Genomic DNA, 16,366 nt, shown 5'->3' with positions numbered 1-16,366 from the left:
GGTGTGGGTGGTGTCAGCGGGTGCGGTCGACGTGATCGATGAGGCGATCGCGCGAGGTCAGGATGTGCTCGCGCACGAGGCGGGAGGCGAGCTCGGGGTCGCCGGCCACGACGGCGTCGAGCACCCGGGCGTGCTGGGCCGCGATGTCGGCCGGGCGCCAGAGGGAGTTCGCGGCGACCTGCCCGATGCAGAGCTCGATCTCGCCCATGAGGCTCTCGTGCATGCGGCTCAGTCGCGGGCTCGACTGTCCCGTGACGAGCGCCCGATGAAAGGCGATGTCGTCGGCGGCGAACGGCGCCTCGTCAGGAGCGTCCGCGAGGGCGCGGTTGTGGAAGACCGCATCGGCAGGAACTGCCCCACCCTCGGCGAGCGCCCGAAGAGCGGCGCCCTCCACGAGCGCGCGGTTGTCGTACAGGTCGACGATGTCGGCGCGGCTCAGTGCCGGCACGCGCGCGCCGCGGTTGGCCTCGCGGCGCAGCAGGCCCGCGTTCACGAGCTGGTCGATGGCCAGCCTCGCCGTGGGCCGCGAGACGTCGAACCGGCTCGCGACGGACGCCTCGGTCACGGCGTCGCCGGGTCGGATGCGCACGGCGAGCACTTCGGAGCGCAGCGACTCGGCCACCGAGGCCGGTACGCGCGCGATCGATACGTCTCTGTCCATTGCCAGGCAATCTAGCAGATTGCTAGACAATCTGCGGGCGGTGACCGCCTCGAGTTCCTGCGCCCTCTTTTGCGGCTCGAACACGCCAGAAAGGCGGCGGGGCCGAGCCGATTCGGCGGGCCTGGCGGTGTCTGGCATCCGGCAGCTGACAGCCGGCAGCGGGCGCCGTCAGCCCCAGCGCAGGCTCGACCCGGCGAAGCTCGCCACGACGGCGCCCGACGAGCGGTCGACGACGAGGGTGGTCGCTCCCACCGGCGCCGGATCGATCGTGGAGCGGTCGGAGGCGGCGCTCGCGGGGGCGCTGACGACCGTGACGAACTGCCCGTTCGGCGACGACCCGAGCTGCGACAGCCGGGCGCCCTTCGGGGCCGTGTAGACGGTCCGCCCGCTCACGACGACGGAGCGCGAGTCGGCCGCCAGGCTCGGCGCCGCGCCCTGGCTCGCGTCGTCCGCGGGCAGCGTCGAGCCCTCGTAGGGCGCCGACGTGTGGACTCCGGTGAGCGAGATCGTGTACAGCTTCGTCGCCGTGCCCCGCGCCGTGAACCGGAACACGAGCACTCCCGTGGGCGCGTCGAGCGCGAATCCGGTGACCAGCCCCGGGCCGGGCAGCAGGAGGTCTTCGGTCGTCCCGTCGCTCGAGACGACGGTGATCCGCGACGTGCGGCGGTCGTCTGAGACGACGACCAGGTCGGAGCCGATCGGCGCGTACGCCTGGATCCGCCGCGCCTGGTAGACGACCGAGCGGCCGACGGCGTTCACGGAGGCGCGGACGATGCGATCCTGCCCCGCCGGATTCCGGTCGAGTGTCAGCACCTGAGCCCTGCCGGTCGTGAACTCCGTCGAGATCGTCGTCGCGCGCGAGCCGAACACGCTCGTGACGCCGCGGATGGTCACCCGGTACCGGGTGTCGTAGTCCAACCGGTGCAGGAACTGCACGGCCACCACCGTGCCCTGCGTGGTCACGGCGAAGCGGGCCGCCGGCGACACGGCCACCTGCTCCGCCCTCACCGTCGCGACCGACTCGTCGAGGAAGACCCGCGCCTGCTGGTCGGCCCGCAGCGTGACGGCCCGGCCGTCGACGATCGTCTCGCTCAGCCTCGGCCCCTGGCTGTGCGCGACGGCGACGAGGCCCGCGCAGAGCAGGGCGAGCACGGCGATCGTGACCGCGAAGGTCCGCACGAACGAGCGGTTCGACGGAGCCTCGTCGGTGCGCGGCTCAGTAGAGGTACGGGTCATGCGGCTGGTCGATCTTCGAGACGGCGCGCGGGACGAGCGCGATCGTGGCCGACGACGCGGCGCTCGGGTTCGTGGCGAACGCCCCCTGGATGCGCACCCACTGGTTCGCCTCGAGGGAGTCCTTCCAGGCCGGCGCGTACACGGGCACGCCGACCGGCTGCGCGTCGACGGCGCAGCAGGTGATGACGAAGCGGGTCACGTAGAAGGTGTCGTCGGGATCGTCGGGCGACGGGCTCACGAACCCGGTGACGTCGACGCTCTCGTTCTCGTACGACCCGATGTCGGTCGAGGCGCGGAGCTTCGACGCCCAGTCGAGCACGGTGTACTTCGTCGTGGCGCCGTCGGTGCGGACGCTCCCGGTCGTCGTGACGGCGGCGCCCAGGCCGCGGGTGGAGGCGGTGGCGCTGCTCAGGACGGCGGGCGGCAGGACCACGAGGGCGACGGCGACGAGGGTGACGACGAGGGCGGCGCCGAGTGCGACGGGGGAGGGGCGGCGGGATCTCGGGAGGTCGGCGGCGCCGGCCCCGCCGCCGTCGGCTGCGGCGTGCTCGTCCTGCTCGTCGGAGTCGCCGCTGCGGGCCAGCGCCACGAGGGCGAGCCCCATGCCGCAGAGCGTCATGACGACGGTGAAGACGACGTAGCGCGGGTGGATGTAGAGGACGAGCTGACCGGTGGCGGCGAGCCACAGGGTCGCAGTGCCGATCACGAGGGTGAGGGCGAGGCCGGGCCAGTTCCTGCGGCTACGCAATCTGGTTCACCACCAGGCCGAGCACCGCTGCCACGAGCCCCACGACCACGCCGATCTGCGCCAGCACCGCCGGGCGGTACGTGGTGCGCAGCAGCGTCAGCATCTTGATGTCGACGATCGGCCCGAACACCAGGAAGGCGACGATCGAGCCCGGCAGGAAGGTCGAGGCGAACGGCAGCACGAAGAAGGCGTCGACGTTCGAGCAGATCGAGATCACGAACGCGAGCGCCATCATCGCCAGGATCGACCACACCGGATTCGATCCGAGGGTCAGGAGGACGCTGCGAGGCACCAGGGTCTGCACGCCTCCGGCTACCGCCGCGCCGACGAGGAGCGCCGGCAGCATGGTCGTCATCTCGCGCCGGAACAGCCCCGCCGACGACCCCACCCGCGAGTGCGAGTGGCCGTCGTGGCTCCCGGCGGGCATCCGGCACTCGCGCGCGAACGCCGTCGTCAGCAGGGCGTCCTGGTCGCGGTGCTTCGAGTACAGCCAGCCGAGCAGGTTCGCGACCAGGAAGCCGCCGACGATGCGCGACACCAGGATCCCGTCGCTCCAGCCGAACGCCTGGTACGTCGTCACGATGGTGATCGGGTTGACGATCGGAGCCGCGATCAAGAAGGTCATCGAATCGGACACCGAGAACCCCTTGGCGACCAGCCCCCTCGCCAGCGGCACGTTGCCGCACTCGCATACCGGCAGGAGCACCCCCAGCAGCGACACGACTGCCCGACGCGCCATCGGGTTGCGGGGCAGCCACGCGGCGAAGAACCCCGCCGGCAGCCACACCTGGACGACGATCGACAGCAGGATCCCGAGCACGACGAACGGCATCGACTCCACGACGACGCTCACCGTCAGCGTCACGAAGTCCTGCAGGCGGTCGGGCAGGATCCCGGCCGGAAGCGTCGCCGTCCCGATCCGCGCCAGCGCGATGACGACGATCGCGCCCACCCCCGCCACCAGCAGCCGCCCGCCGGCCGCGCGGGTGCCGTGCGCGTGCTCGCGGTGCGCCTCGGTGGTGGTCACGCCCCGACGGTAGCCGTCAGCGCCGCTCGGCCCCGGTCGCAACACGCGGCTCACTTTCGCCTGGTGCGGCGCGGTGGGGCGGGGCCGGGTCCGCACATGTGCGGACTCCCCTAGTGGGGATTGATCGACACCTGTCGTGGCGAGGACAGTGTGAACCGTGCAGTCGATCCTTCATCACGCGGTCCTCCCGTTCCTCCGCAGCCGCTACGGCGCCGTCGGCGGACGCCTCTCCATGCCGCGACCCGACGATGCGCCTCGCGCGCACGCCCCCGGAATCGACCCCGACCGCATCCTCGTCTTCGGTAACGGCGCCGCCGTCGGCTGGGGCGTCCGCAGCCACGACCTCGCGCTGCCCGGCCAGCTCGCGCGGAAGATCTCGGCGCACACCGGCCGCGGCGTCGACGTCGACGCGGTCGCCGACCCGAAGCTCACCATCGAGTCGGCGGCGTCGGCCCTCCCCACCGAGCGCCTCGGAATCTACGATGCGATCGTCGTGATCCTCGGCGTGAGCGACGCCCTCCGCCTGGTGTCGCCGACCCGCTGGAAGCGCGGCCTCGCCGAGCTGCTCGACACGATCCAGGCGCACGCGCACGAGAACGCCGAGATTCTCGTCGTCGGAATCCACCGCCCCAGCTCCATCCCCGCCTTCAGCGTCAGGGAGGGCGGCATCGTCGATCGTCACGCCGCGCAGCTCGACCGCGTGTCGCGCCACCTGTGCGAGGAGCGCGAGCGCATCCACTTCGTGGTGCCGCCCGAGCTGCCCGTGTTCGACGGGCCGGCGCACGGCACCGGGGCCGGCAGTCGTGCCGCAGCCGGGTTCCGGCTGTGGGCCGCCGCGCACGCCGACCTGCTCGCGCCGCTCCTCGACCAGCACGTCGTGCGAGGCCGCACGGCTCGCGGCAACCGCAACCAGCCGCAGAGCGACGACCTGCGCCTCGCCGCGATCCGCTCGCTCGGAATCCTCGACACCCCGCCCGAGAAGCGCTTCGACGACATCACCGAGCGCGCCCGCATCCTGCTCGGAACGGCCGGCGCGGCGTTCTCGATCGTCGACGAGGACCGCCTCTTCAACAAGTCGTACTCGGGCGTCGGCATGACCGAGGTCCCGCTCCGGGGGGCCATGTGCGCCGTGACCATCACCAGCGGCGTGCCGTTCGTGGTGCCCGATGTCTGGCACGACGACCGCTTCGTCACGCACCCGGCCGTGCGCTTCTACGCGGGGCACCCCGTCGAGACTCCCGACGGCGTCCGCATCGGCGCCCTGTGCGTCACCGACCCGAATCCGCGCACCGCCGACAGCGTCGACCTCGTGCTGCTGCGCGAGCTCGCCCTGTCGGTGCAGCGTGAGCTGGCGATGCCGGAGCCCGTCGGGGTGTGAGCCGTGGGCGGGCCCGCGGCGAGATGGCCCAGGGCGTCGCGGCGGCGGCTCGGACCCGACGGCGCGGGCCACCTCGCGAGAGGTGCCGCCCGCGCCCGCACCGCCCCGACTCCACGAGATGGCCCGGGGCGTCGCGGCGGCGGCTCGGACCCGACGGCGCGGGCCACCTCGCGACTCGGGGCCAGGCGCGCGACCCGCGACCTCTACGAAGCCGCCGCCCGCTCCGCGATGATCGCCTTGAGCGCCACGTCGAGGTACGGGTACTCGAACCGGTACCCGGCCTGCTGAAGCCTCTCCGGGACGACCCACCGGCTCTTCAGCACGAGCTCCACCTCGGTGCGGATCGCGGCAGACCCGAGTTCCAGCATCCATCGCGTCGCCGGCAGGCCGAGGCGCACGCCCAGCGCGTGGCGGAGATCGCGCATCATCGAGCGGTTGTCGCTGGGGTTCGGCGACGACACGTTGACGACCCCGTCGATGTCGGCGTGGTCGCGAACGAAGTCGATGCTCCCGACGACGTCGTCGATGTGCACCCAGCTGAACTTCTGGCGGCCCCGGCTCGCGCCGAACGCGTGGTGGGTGCCGGCCTTCGTCCGCGCCGCCGACGCGGGCCAGCGGCCGTCGATCTGCGGGCCGCCGAGGCCGAACCGGGCGAGGTTGATCAGGGGCACGAGCGCGCTGCCGTCGCCGAGCACGATGGCCATGCGCAGGGCGACGCGTCTGGTGCCCGGCAGGTCACCCGAGAAGAACGCGGACTCCCAGGTCGTGGCGATCGACACCGAGAAGCCTGATCCGATGTCTCCGGTCGCCTCGGTCATCGGGCGGTCTTCGGCATGGCGGTAGATCGTGGCGGTCGACGAGTTCAGCCAGAGGGGCGGAGGCGTGGCGGCGGCGCGGATCGCCTCAGCGAGCTCGAGGGTGGTGTCGATTCGCGACTGCAGGATCTCGCTCCGGTTCTCCTCGTCGTACCGGCAGTTGACGCTCTTGCCGGCCATGTTGACGACGAGGTCGGCACCGTCGACGAGCCGCGTGATGGCCGCCGTGTCGCCCCAGCGCGCATCCGGACCGGATCGGCCGATCAGCTTCACGTCGGCGCCGCGGCTGCGGTACACCTCGGCGAGGTGCCGCCCGATGAAGCCCGACGCGCCCGCGATGACGATACGTTCTCGATATGTGCTCATGTAAATAGATCCCCCGTTGCTATGACGTTTCCGGTACCACGGCGTACTCGAAATACCCGCTGTACTCGTAGATCTTTCCGATGATCGGCATCGTCAGCACGATCGACACGTGCTGCTGCTCGCGGTCGTCGTCGAAGCGCTCGGTCAGCACCACCGTCGGTGCAAGAGGGCGCAGGAACTCGAGGCGCGCGCGTCCCCCTCCGACCCCCACGCCGACGCTGCGCATCGTCAGCGCGCCATCCCGCACGCCGGCCTCCAGGTCGGCACTCACCAGGCCGTGCGGGCCGAGGTGGTCGACGAGCCCACGCGCCTCGGCCGTGATCGCGTCGACCATGCGCCGCGTGCGGCCGGGCAGGTGGAACGTCCGCACGGCAGCCACCCCGATCGTGCCGTCGGCCAGCCGGATCGGCCGGTTCTCGACATCGAACGGGACGTCCGTCGCCCAGACCGGGAAGGCGACGCCCTCGAGGCCGAGCAGCGCCAGCACGGGCCACAGCCACCGCCGCGGCGTCCCGACGGCGTCGAACACCCCGTGGCCGCGCCCGACGGACCCGTCCGGGATCGCGCCGAAGTACGCCCGAAGCCGCGGGTGCAGCGCACCGAGCTCGGCTCCCAGGACCATCTCGTAGGGCGACGCCATGCCCCGACGGTAGCGCTGCGGGAGCTCGAGTGGCGCAGGCGTCCTTCGGCGTCGAGAGTCAGCGGTCAGAAGCCGCTCAGTTCGACCCGGTCTGGTCATCGACGATGGCGTCGGCGGCCGCCCGGCGTACCGAGTCGATGCCGTTCTGAGCGCCGCCCTTCGTCGAGTACATCTCTGACGACGCGATGACCTCGCCGTTGGAGGCCACGAGGGTGAAGTGGAACGCGCCGGAGTCGGATCTGGTGAGGACGAACTTGCTGGCCATGGCGCACCTCTCGGACGATCTCACCGACCGCCGTGGCCGGCTGGCCTCAGCCTAGGGCCGGCGGGGGTGCATCGGAAGGAGCAGAACTACTCCGAGAGCAGGACGGCCAGAGCGCTCTTGAGAGTCTCGCGATCGCGGCGGAGCTTGGCGACCTCGGCCTCGAGCTCGGCCACCCGGGAGTCGGCAGCCGCGCTGGCCGGCGGACGGCCGCGGCGCACGGGCGCCTCGGGCGCGGCGACAGCTTCGGGAGCAGGCTCGTCGGCAGCGGCGGCCGCCTCCGGAGCAGCCTCGGGCTCCGGCGTCGTCAACTTCTCGTGGACCCGGATCCAGCCGCGGAGCGACTGCTCGCCGACCTCGAACTCCTCGGCGGTCTCGCGGATGATCGCGCGGTTGCCCGGCTCGGCCTCGCGGCGCTCGAGGACGCGGGCCAGCGAAGCCTCGCGCGTCTCCGGCGTGTACTTCTGTTCGAACGGCATGGGACTCCAAGTCATCTACATGTACGGGGCGAAGTCGGGTTTATATGCGCATATTAGCCTACGAATCGATATGTAAACGATCACCGTCGTGTGCTCGTCGGGCTCGGCCTGGCAGAAACCCGCCCGTCCTCCCGGCATTCCCCAGCGCGACGCCTTAAGGTCGAGGTGTGTGGCGTGCTGACAGTGAGCAGGATGGCGGCGACGGAGAAGAGTCCGGTGCGCCGTCCGCTGGTCCTGCCACGATGCCCCACACCCTGAGCCTCGGCGACCCGACGCTGTCGGTCGGCAACGTCGCCCAGCCCACGTGGGACTCCTGGCGGTCGCGCCTCGCCGACGTCGGCGGCGAGTCCACGCTCCTCCACTTCCGCGACGCCCCGCGCACCCGCATCGAGCTGAGCACGACGCACCCCGGCGGCCTCGCCCAGTTCATCACCGGCAAGAAGACCTTCCTGTCGAGCCTGATCCGCGACGACCTCGCGCTCCGCTCCGCCCGCGTCGCCGCCGGCGAGATCGCGGCGAAGGGGCTCGAGCTCTCCACCGTCCGCGGCATCGACTCGGTGCACCTCGCCATCGGCATCGCGCAGTGGGTGTTCGCGGGGGAGTCGTACCGGGCCCCGCTGCTCCTGCGTCCGCTCGCGATCCGCCGATCCGGCCGCGACTTCGAGGTCAAGCTGCTCGGCTCGCCCTTCCTCAACCCGGCGCTGGCCGACGCGCTCCACGACCAGTTCGGCATCTCGCTCGACGCCGGAGCGTTCGTCGCGCTCGCCGACCGCGAGGGCTCGTTCACGCCGAACCCGGTCATCGACCGCCTCCGAGGCCTCACCGCCCACATCGACGACTTCACCGTGCAGCCCCGCCTGGTCGTCTCGTCGTTCGCCGCCGTCGCCGACCTCATGGTCGAGGACGCCCGCGAGCTCAGCCACCCCGTGCTCGACGCGCTCGCCGGCAACCCGACCGCGCAGCAGCAGATCCGCTCGTCGTACCGCCCCGTGTCGCCGACGCCGCAGGACGAACGCAGCCCCGAGACCGACACGCTCCTGCTCGACGCCGACCCCGAGCAGGAGAGCGTGGTCGCGCAGATCACCGCCGGCAACTCCGTCGTCGTGAAGACGCTGCCCGGCACCGGCGGCACCCAGACCATCGTCAACACCATCGGCACGCTCGTCGCGCAGAACAAGCGCGTGCTCGTGGTCAGCGCCCGCCGCGCCACCCTGCGCGGCATCGGCTCGCGCCTCACCGAGATCGGCCTGCCGGGCGTCGCCGTGTCGCCGGCCACGCTCCGTCGCGACGTGATCCGCGCCATCGGCCGCAACGAGAAGGCGAAGCAGGCCGGCATGGCCGAGGTCGACGACGCCCTCGTGCGCCTTCGCCGCGTGCTCGTCGACTACCGCGGCGCCCTCTCGCGCCAGGACCCCGTGCTCGGCGTCTCGGTGCTGGACTGCCTCACGGAGCTCGCGCGCCTCGCGCTCCTGCCCGCGGCGCCGGCCACGACGGCGCGCCTGAGCCGCCACAGCGTGGAGTCGATGGTGGAGGGCCGAGGCCGGGTCGCCGAGACCATGGTGGGTGCGGCGAACCTCGGCGAGTTCCTGTACGGACCGGGCGACTCGCCCTGGTACGGCGCGCGCTTCGACGACGGCAGCTCCGGCGGAGTCACGGCCGGGCAGGCGCACCAGCTCGCCAAGAACCTCTACCACCGCGACGTGCCGCACCTGCTCGAGCGCGCCAACGAGGTCGTCGGGTCGACGCGGATGCGGCCCTACGTCAGCATCCACGAGCTCGGAATCTACCTGCGACTGCTGGCCGACGTGCGCGACACCCTCGACAAGTTCCTGCCCGTGGTCTTCGAGCGAAGCGTCACCGAGCTGATCGAGGCGACCAGCGGCCGCACATCGTCCGACCGGATGTCGGGCGGCGATCGCCGACGCCTCAAGAAGCTCGCCCGCGAGTACGTCCGCCCGGGAATGCACGTGCCCGACCTCCACGAGGCCCTCCAGAAGGTGCAGCAGCAGCGGATCCTCTGGCAGCGCTACGTCGCCGCGGGCACGCCGCCCGAGGTGCCGACCGGCGTCACCGACACCATCGCGCTCTACAAGCACGTCGCCGACGATCTCGCCCAGCTCGACAAGCCGCTCGGCCTCTCCGGCGAAGACCTGCTCGAGGCCATCGGCATCGACGAGCTGCGACAGAAGCTCGAGGTGCTCGCCGCCGACAGCGACGTTCTGAACAACCTGCAGGAGCGCACGGAGCTGATGACGACGCTCCGCGACCTGGAGCTCGCGCCGCTCGTCACCGACCTCGCCAACCGCCACGTGCCCGAGACGCAGGTCGCGGCCGAGCTCGAGCTCGCCTGGTGGCGCTCCGCCCTCGAGTCGCTGCTCGAGGCCGACCGGGCCCTGCTCGGCGCCAACACCGCGATGCTCGACCGCCTCGAGGCCGACTTCCGTCTGGTCGACGAGGCCCACGCCGCCGGCAGCGCGCAGCAGCTCGGGTGGCAGCTCGCCGAGAACTGGAAGCTCGGCCTGGTCGACTGGCCCGAGGAGGCCACCCAGCTCAAGCAGCTCCTGCGACACGACCACGTCACCAGCCGCCTGCTGCAGGACGCCGCGCCGCACCTCGCGCGCTCGGTCGCGCCGGTCTGGCTGGCCTCGCCGTACGAGGTGCACCACATCGCCGACACGGTCCCGTTCGACACGGTGATCCTGGTCGACGCCGGAGCCACGACCCTGGCCGAGAACGTCGGGGCCATCCGCCGCGGCCGGCAGACGGTGGCCTTCGGCGACCCGGTGACCGAGACGCCCTCCGACTTCTCGATCGCGATCCCGCCGTTCGTCGACGAGGCTCCCGTGGCGCGCAAGCCGCACGCCGCCGACTCGGCCGACGACTTCGACGCCGTCGCCACCGCCGAGTCGCGACTCGAGCGCCTCCACGAAGAATCGGCGCTCGCCCGCCTCTCGACCCTGCTGCCCACGCTGTCGCTCACCCGCAGCTACCGCGCCGGCGGCGAAGACCTCGCCGAGCTCGTCAACCGCCGCTTCTACGGCGGACGCATCGAGTCGCTTCCCTGGGCCGGCAGCTTCCTCGGCCACGGCAGCATCTCGCTCGACTACGTCAGCGGCGGCACCGCCGTGCCCGACCCCGAGTCCGGAGCCGTCGAGAGCGTCGAAGCCGAGGTCGACCGCGTCGTCGCCCTCGTCGTCGATCACGCCCGCACGCGCCCTGCCGAGTCGCTCATGGTCATCACCGCCAGCGCCAAGCACGCCATCCGCGTGCAGCAGGCCGTGCTGTCGGCGATCTCGGGTCACAAAGACCTCACGGAGTTCGTCATCGGAGAGCGCCGCGAGCCGTTCACGATCGCGACCCTCGAGCAGAGCGTCGCCCAGAGCCGCGACCACGTGATCTTCTCGATCGGCTACGGCCGCACCCCGCACGGCCGCGTGCTCAGCGACTTCGGCTCGCTCGGCCAGCCCGGCGGCGAACGGCTCCTCGCCGTCGCCATGACGCGGGCCCGCCGGTCGATGGTCATCGTCACCTGCTTCCAGCCGAGCGACATCGACGCCGGGCGCATGGGCCACGGAACCGTCGCCCTCGCCGAGATCCTGACCGAGGTCCAGGTGCGCACGTCGGCCGAGCACGTGCCCGACGACTCCGACCCGATGCTCGTCGACCTGGCCCGCCGCCTCGAGGCCAAGGGCATCCCGGTCGCCCTCGGGCACCGTGGCAAGCTCGGCCTCGTCTGCGCCAACGACGGAGTCTGCGTCACCATCGAGACCGACTCCACCCTCGTCGAGTCGAGCCTCCGCGAGTCGCTGCGCGAGCGACCCGAGATCCTGCGCCGCCTCGGCTGGCACTACGTGCGCGTGCACGCCTTCCAGCTGTTCACCGATCCCGACGCGGTCGCCACACGGATCGCGGACGTCCTCGGCATCGGCGCCACGCACACCCAGCCCGTCCCCGTCGTGTCGGCTCGCGGGCACGTCAACCACGCCTGAGCCCGTGTCACCCGACGAGAGGCCTGCCGAGGGCGATCGGGCGCAGGAACTCCCCGCCCCCGCCGTCCACGGCCTCCGCCGGCGCGGCCGCCGCGTCACGACCCAGCCCGCCCCGGGCACCGACCCCACGCCCGCGCCGTCCGACCGCCGCGTCGACAGCTCGGCCAACGACGAGCGCTTGAAGGCGGACAAGCCTCCCCACTGGTAGTCCTGGCGGCTGGCGCCGCGGGGTCGGCCTCAGTGCCTGCCGCTCGTGAGATCTGTCCTGCGGACGGTCGCACCCACGGGGGACGCGGCGAGATGGCCCTGCGCGTCACGTCGCCGGCAGTGAGGCGACGGCGGGAGCCATCTCGAGGCGTTCCGCACCGACGAAAAGCCCCGATCGGGGCGTTCTCGGGGTCGAGAACGCCCCGATCGGGGCATTTGGCGCGAAGGGGCGTGGCTATGCCGACGGCATCCCGGGGACTCCGGTGGTGCCGGTCGCCGTGGGCGGCGTCACCTCGGCGGCGTGCGTGCCGTGCGTGTCGCTGAGCGACGTGTTCTGCGCGCGGAGCAGGTCGCGGATCTCGCTGAGGATCTCGACGTCGGTCGGCGGGGTGTCCTGAGGCTTGCCCTCCTCCTGCTGCTGCTTCGCGAAGGCCCGCTTCAGAAGCGAGTTGACCGGCAGGACGAGGCAGAAGTAGACGACCGCCGCGATGATGATGAAGTTGATCGCCGAGCCGATGACCGCGCCGAACATCAGCGTCGCCGGCTTTCCGCCGGCGACGGTGGGGATGTCGACCTTGAGGGCCTCGTCGAGCATCGACGCATTGAAGAGCGCGCCGATCAGCGGATTGAAGATGTTCGTCACGAGCGAGGTGACGATGGCGGTGAACGCAGCGCCGATGACCACGGCGACGGCCAGGTCGATGACGTTGCCGCGCAGGATGAACTCTTTGAAGCCCTTCACGGGTGCTCCTTCGGGTCGGGGATCAGGACGCGAATCTCCGTCGACTCAACCACGAGGAGCGTATCGGTGTCAGGACGACGAAGTCGAACCGCCGGAGGAGGAGGCCGAGCCCGAGGGCTTGGAGGCCGGGGCGGCGGGGGTGCTCGAGGAGGAACCGGACGTTCCTGCGCCCTTGGACTCGGAAGACGAGCCCGACGACGACGAACCGCCCGACGAGCTCGATGAGCCCGACGAGTTCGATGAGCCCGACGACTCCGACCCTCCCGCCGGCTTGGCGCGCGAGTCGGTGCGGTAGAAGCCGGAGCCGTTGAACGTCACGCCGACGGCTGAGAAGATCTTGCGCAGCTTGCCGCCGCAGACGGGGCACTCGGTCAGGGAGTCGTCGGAGAAGGACTGCTGGATGTCGAACGCGTTGCCGCACTCGGTGCAGCGGTAGCTATAGGTGGGCACAGGGTCCTCAGGGAGAGAAGGGGGTCAGAACCGGTGGACGGCCAAGGGGGTGACGACGCCGTCGACGGGCTGGTCGTGCCGCTCGCTGGGCACCGACTCGACGTATTCGGAGTCGAACACCACAGCATAAACCGGCGGGCGCCGGGCCATCGACCCGAGGGTCTTGTCGAAGTACCCCTTTCCCCAGCCCATCCGCATGCCGGAGTGGTCGATCTGGGCGGCCGGCACGATGATGAGGTCGACGTCGTTGATGGCCATGGGGCTCAGGATCTCGCCGACGGGCTCGGGCAGACCGAACAGCCCCTCCGTCTCGGACTCGAAGTCGGTCGAGACGGCCCAGTCGAGGAGTCCGTCGGCCCGGGTGATGGGGAAGAGCACGCGAATGCCCTGCTCGTTGGCCCAGTTCAGGAAGGGCCGGGTGTTCGGCTCGTTGATCGCCGAGAGGTAGGCGGCCATCGACGACACCCCCAGTTCGGAGGCCAAGCCGACCAGGTGCGTCGTGAGCGCCTCAGTTGCTGAGACCCCCTCGGATTCAGTCATTGCGCGGCGTCGGGAGCGTAATTCCTTGCGAAGCACGCGCTTGGCATCGCCTACGGGATCGGTCATGCCCGCAATCTTAACCGCCACGTAACGTGACGAATAGATACGCTGAGCGGCATGGGATTCACCATTTCAAAAGCCGTCATTCCCGCAGCAGGGCTGGGAACACGATTCCTTCCCGCAACCAAGGCCATCCCGAAGGAGATGCTCGCGGTCGTCGACAAGCCGGCCATCCAGTACGTGGTCGAGGAGGCCGTCGCGGCCGGACTCACCGACGTGCTCATGATCACGGGGCGTAACAAGAACGCCCTCGAGAACCACTTCGACCACGTGTCCGAGCTCGAGGAGACCCTTCGCAAGAAGGGCGACCACGAGAAGCTCGCCAAGGTCAACCAGTCCACCGACCTCGCCGACATGCACTACGTGCGCCAGGGCGACCCGCTCGGCCTCGGCCACGCCGTGCTCCGCGCCTCCATGCACGTCGGCCGCGAGCCGTTCGCCGTGCTCCTCGGCGACGACATCATCGACGCCCGCGACCCGCTCCTCAGCCGCATGATCGAGGTGCAGGGCAAGAAGAACGCCTCCGTCGTCGCGCTGCTCGAGGTCCCCGACAACATGACCCACCTCTACGGCGTGGCCACAGTCGAGGCGACCGACGAGGACGACGTGGTGAAGATCACCGGACTCGTCGAGAAGCCCCCGCAGGGCGAGGCCCCGTCGAACCTGGCCATCATCGGCCGCTACGTGCTGCGCCCCGAGGTCTTCGACGTGCTCGAGAAGCAGGCCCCCGGCAAGGGCGGCGAGATCCAGCTGACCGACGCCCTCGAGAAGATGGCGGCGGCCGACGAGTGGACCGGCGGCGTGTACGGAGTCGTCTTCCGTGGACGCCGATACGACACGGGTGACAAACTCGACTACATCAAGGCGATCATCCAGCTCGCCAGCGACCGCGAGGACCTCGGCGAAGACCTGAAGGCGTGGATCCTCGAGTTCGCCTCGGGCCTGGAGAAGTAGCCGTAGCGGCCCTGCGCGATCGCAGGGCCGTCCACCCTTCCTGAAGTTGGCAATCACAAGTGACCACCATCCCCACGCTGGTGTCGGGGCGGGTCGGCATCCGACCCCTGCGGCTGCGTGACACGCGCGATCTCGATCGTGCCCTCGCGGCCAACCGCTCCTGGCTCCGGCAGTGGGAGGCCACCAACCCCCACGGCTTCACCACGATCGACGTGAGATCGAGCATCCGCTCGCTGCAGACCAATGCGCGCGCGGGGCTCGGCCTCCCGTTCGCGATCGAGCTCGACCAGCAGTTCGTCGGGCAGCTGAACGTCTCGGGGATCACCTACGGGTCTCTCGCCTCGGCCACCATCGGCTACTGGGTCACCCAGCAGGCCGCCGGCAACGATGCGACCCCGACGGCCGTCGCCCTCGCGACCGACCACTGCTTCCAGCGCCTGGGTCTCCACCGCATGGAGATCTGCATCCGGCCTGAGAACCACCCCAGCCTCCGAGTCGTCGAGAAGCTCGGGTTCCGGTACGAGGGCCTCCGTCGCCGCTACATCCACATCAACGGCGACTGGCGCGACCACTTCTGCTTCGCGCTCGTGGCCGAGGAGGTGCCCGAGGGCGTCCTGCGCCGCTGGCACGAAGGCCGTGTGCCGCCCGGCCAGGGCAGCGTCCCGCCGTCCGCGCTCGAAGAAAGCCAACACACCCCGCGATAGCCGCGGGTCGGAGGCGAGTGGCTCCTACCCTGTCCCACATGGGAATCGGGTCATGGGGTGGAGGCATCGTCCTCGGGCTGGTCGCCGTGCTCTGGCTCGTCTACCTGATCCCGTCATGGGCCCGTCGTCAGCAGTACCTCGCGACCGAGCGCAACGCGATCCGCCTCCAGCAGACGCTCCGCATCCTCGCGCAGACCGCCGAGGTGCCCGAGGAGTTCCAGGTCGAGGCCAACGCGAAGTCCGTCGCCACGGCCCAGCGCATCCTCCGCACCGAGGAGGCCAAGCGCGAGGCTATCCGCCGTGCTCACGAGGCCGCCCGGCAGCGGGCCATCACCCGCGAGCTCGCCGCCACCGGTCCTGCCCTGCGCGCCGCCGACAGCGACCCCGCCCTGGCCGCGCGTCGGCTCCGGCGCACCCGTCTCGCCACCACCCTCCTGCTCGTGCTCGGCCTCGTAGCCGTCGTCGCGGGTGCGGTGCAGATCGCCTCGGCGTGGCCGCTGATGGTCGCAGGAACTCTGGCCACCGCCGGCTCCCTCCTCGTCCTCGGCCAGCTCGCCCAGGTCTCGCGGGCCCGCGCCCGCCGGACGATCGCCGCCCCGGGGGTCAGCGACGCGGCCCCTGTCGCCCAGCCCTTCCAGGACTTCGCGCCGCGGCAGACCGTCGAGGCTCCCGCCGCAGAGTCGCCGATCGCGGCTGAACGCGAGTGGACGCCCGTGCCGCTTCCGCGCCCGCTGTACATGCGCCGTGGCGCCGGTCGCGCGCTGGCACGCTCCTCCGCCGTCGCCGGGTCGCCGACGACGTCCGCCGATGCCGAGGCCCTTCGCGAGGCCGCCGCCGAGCAGGTCCGCCAGGGCCAGGAGGCCGCGCGCCTCGAGGCCCAGCGCGAGGCGCTCCTCGAGGTCGCCCGGGCCGAGGCGGCCCTGCAGAGCCACCGCGAGCCCGCTGCGCCGGCCGCTCCCGTCGTCCGGGCCGCCCCTGCGTCGGCCCCCGCGCCCGTGGAGCCGCCCGCCCCCGCGAGCCCCTTCGCCCGCATGGGCTACGTCGACGAAGAGGCTCTCGAAGAGCTCCGGCTCGATGAGGTGCTCCGGCGCCGTCGCGCCGTCTGACG

General features: G+C 71.3%; 17 protein-coding genes. 6 read left to right on the top strand and 11 right to left on the bottom strand.

Annotated elements, in window-relative coordinates; translation table 11 throughout:
- Positions 1-13: 13 nt before the first annotated feature.
- The 4 genes from EDF46_RS11355 to EDF46_RS11340 form a co-directional block, all read right to left on the bottom strand.
- Positions 14-661 carry a GntR family transcriptional regulator gene (locus EDF46_RS11355; protein WP_123506373.1) on the bottom strand — a complete coding sequence of 216 codons (648 nt, stop codon included), beginning with the start codon at positions 659-661 and terminating at the stop codon, positions 14-16.
- Between the two features lie 168 nt (positions 662-829).
- Entirely contained in the window at positions 830-1,897 is a 1,068-nt protein-coding gene (locus EDF46_RS11350) for a hypothetical protein (RefSeq protein WP_123506372.1), read from the bottom strand.
- Positions 1,878-2,645, bottom strand: a complete 768-nt coding sequence (locus tag EDF46_RS11345; RefSeq protein ID WP_123506371.1) for a TIGR03943 family protein — start codon at positions 2,643-2,645, stop codon at positions 1,878-1,880. Before EDF46_RS11345 ends, EDF46_RS11350 begins: the two co-directional genes overlap by 20 nt.
- Positions 2,638-3,672 carry a permease gene (locus tag EDF46_RS11340; protein WP_123506370.1) on the bottom strand — a complete coding sequence of 345 codons (1,035 nt, stop codon included), beginning with the start codon at positions 3,670-3,672 and terminating at the stop codon, positions 2,638-2,640. Before EDF46_RS11340 ends, EDF46_RS11345 begins: the two co-directional genes overlap by 8 nt.
- A 157-nt stretch (positions 3,673-3,829) precedes the next feature.
- Here EDF46_RS11340 and EDF46_RS11335 point away from each other — a divergent pair, with 157 nt between their 5' ends.
- The gene (locus tag EDF46_RS11335; protein WP_123506369.1) at positions 3,830-5,050 is read left to right on the top strand and encodes a GAF domain-containing protein; all 1,221 of its coding nucleotides are present in this window, start codon (positions 3,830-3,832) and stop codon (positions 5,048-5,050) included.
- Positions 5,051-5,253: 203 nt separating this feature from the next.
- Here EDF46_RS11335 and EDF46_RS11330 read toward each other — a convergent pair whose 3' ends face one another.
- From EDF46_RS11330 to EDF46_RS18545, 4 genes are all read right to left on the bottom strand, one after another.
- Positions 5,254-6,231, bottom strand: coding sequence for an epimerase (locus EDF46_RS11330; RefSeq protein ID WP_123506368.1), 978 nt, complete (start codon positions 6,229-6,231; stop codon positions 5,254-5,256).
- A 19-nt stretch (positions 6,232-6,250) separates the two neighbouring features.
- Positions 6,251-6,871, bottom strand: a complete 621-nt coding sequence (locus tag EDF46_RS11325; RefSeq protein ID WP_123506367.1) for a DUF4166 domain-containing protein — start codon at positions 6,869-6,871, stop codon at positions 6,251-6,253.
- A gap of 76 nt (positions 6,872-6,947) precedes the next feature.
- Positions 6,948-7,136, bottom strand: coding sequence for a DUF1508 domain-containing protein (locus tag EDF46_RS11320; RefSeq protein WP_123506366.1), 189 nt, complete (start codon positions 7,134-7,136; stop codon positions 6,948-6,950).
- Between the two features lie 86 nt (positions 7,137-7,222).
- Positions 7,223-7,612, bottom strand: a complete 390-nt coding sequence (locus EDF46_RS18545; protein ID WP_199738263.1) for a hypothetical protein — start codon at positions 7,610-7,612, stop codon at positions 7,223-7,225.
- 167 nt (positions 7,613-7,779) lie between these two features.
- Here EDF46_RS18545 and EDF46_RS11310 point away from each other — a divergent pair, with 167 nt between their 5' ends.
- Entirely contained in the window at positions 7,780-11,601 is a 3,822-nt protein-coding gene (locus tag EDF46_RS11310) for an AAA family ATPase (protein WP_370454091.1), read from the top strand.
- 4 nt (positions 11,602-11,605) lie between these two features.
- Positions 11,606-11,809, top strand: coding sequence for a hypothetical protein (locus tag EDF46_RS11305; protein WP_123506364.1), 204 nt, complete (start codon positions 11,606-11,608; stop codon positions 11,807-11,809).
- 234 nt (positions 11,810-12,043) lie between these two features.
- On the opposite strand, the gene mscL is transcribed toward EDF46_RS11305, so the two are convergent.
- The 3 genes from mscL to EDF46_RS11290 all read right to left on the bottom strand — a co-directional run bounded on the left by mscL (position 12,044) and on the right by EDF46_RS11290 (position 13,606).
- Positions 12,044-12,550 (bottom strand): large conductance mechanosensitive channel protein MscL, encoded by a 507-nt coding sequence (gene mscL / locus EDF46_RS11300; RefSeq protein ID WP_123506363.1) that lies wholly within the window; start codon positions 12,548-12,550, stop codon positions 12,044-12,046.
- 69 nt (positions 12,551-12,619) lie between these two features.
- Positions 12,620-13,000 carry an FmdB family zinc ribbon protein gene (locus tag EDF46_RS11295; protein WP_123506362.1) on the bottom strand — a complete coding sequence of 127 codons (381 nt, stop codon included), beginning with the start codon at positions 12,998-13,000 and terminating at the stop codon, positions 12,620-12,622.
- A 24-nt stretch (positions 13,001-13,024) separates the two neighbouring features.
- Complete coding sequence (locus tag EDF46_RS11290; protein WP_123506361.1) at positions 13,025-13,606, bottom strand: 5-formyltetrahydrofolate cyclo-ligase; 582 nt, start codon at positions 13,604-13,606, stop codon at positions 13,025-13,027.
- Positions 13,607-13,657: 51 nt separating this feature from the next.
- On the opposite strand from EDF46_RS11290, the gene galU reads away from it, so the two are divergent.
- Genes galU through EDF46_RS11275 form a run of 3 tightly spaced genes read left to right on the top strand, consistent with a single transcriptional unit; the run spans position 13,658 to position 16,364 of the window.
- Positions 13,658-14,554 (top strand): UTP--glucose-1-phosphate uridylyltransferase GalU, encoded by an 897-nt coding sequence (gene galU / locus EDF46_RS11285; protein ID WP_123506360.1) that lies wholly within the window; start codon positions 13,658-13,660, stop codon positions 14,552-14,554.
- A gap of 59 nt (positions 14,555-14,613) precedes the next feature.
- Complete coding sequence (locus EDF46_RS11280) at positions 14,614-15,258, top strand: GNAT family N-acetyltransferase (protein ID WP_233579998.1); 645 nt, start codon at positions 14,614-14,616, stop codon at positions 15,256-15,258.
- 38 nt (positions 15,259-15,296) lie between these two features.
- Entirely contained in the window at positions 15,297-16,364 is a 1,068-nt protein-coding gene (locus EDF46_RS11275) for a DUF3040 domain-containing protein (RefSeq protein WP_123506359.1), read from the top strand.
- Positions 16,365-16,366: the final 2 nt, after the last annotated feature.

This window comes from Frondihabitans sp. PhB188 (genome assembly GCF_003752365.1).
Taxonomy (GTDB): Bacteria; Actinomycetota; Actinomycetes; order Actinomycetales; family Microbacteriaceae; genus Frondihabitans.
The sequence above is the reverse complement of the archived record's forward strand: the minus strand, read 5'-3'. Positions and strand labels throughout refer to the sequence as shown.

Coding starts and splice junctions, on each gene's coding strand:
- EDF46_RS11355 (WP_123506373.1), bottom strand. CDS start 661: ATGGACAGAGACGTATCGATCGCGCGCGTACCGGCCTCGGTGGCCGAG.
- EDF46_RS11350 (WP_123506372.1), bottom strand. CDS start 1,897: ATGACCCGTACCTCTACTGAGCCGCGCACCGACGAGGCTCCGTCGAAC.
- EDF46_RS11330 (WP_123506368.1), bottom strand. CDS start 6,231: ATGAGCACATATCGAGAACGTATCGTCATCGCGGGCGCGTCGGGCTTC.
- EDF46_RS11325 (WP_123506367.1), bottom strand. CDS start 6,871: ATGGCGTCGCCCTACGAGATGGTCCTGGGAGCCGAGCTCGGTGCGCTG.
- EDF46_RS11320 (WP_123506366.1), bottom strand. CDS start 7,136: ATGGCCAGCAAGTTCGTCCTCACCAGATCCGACTCCGGCGCGTTCCAC.
- EDF46_RS18545 (WP_199738263.1), bottom strand. CDS start 7,612: ATGCCGTTCGAACAGAAGTACACGCCGGAGACGCGCGAGGCTTCGCTG.
- EDF46_RS11290 (WP_123506361.1), bottom strand. CDS start 13,606: ATGACCGATCCCGTAGGCGATGCCAAGCGCGTGCTTCGCAAGGAATTA.
- galU (WP_123506360.1), top strand. CDS start 13,658: ATGGGATTCACCATTTCAAAAGCCGTCATTCCCGCAGCAGGGCTGGGA.
- EDF46_RS11275 (WP_123506359.1), top strand. CDS start 15,297: ATGGGAATCGGGTCATGGGGTGGAGGCATCGTCCTCGGGCTGGTCGCC.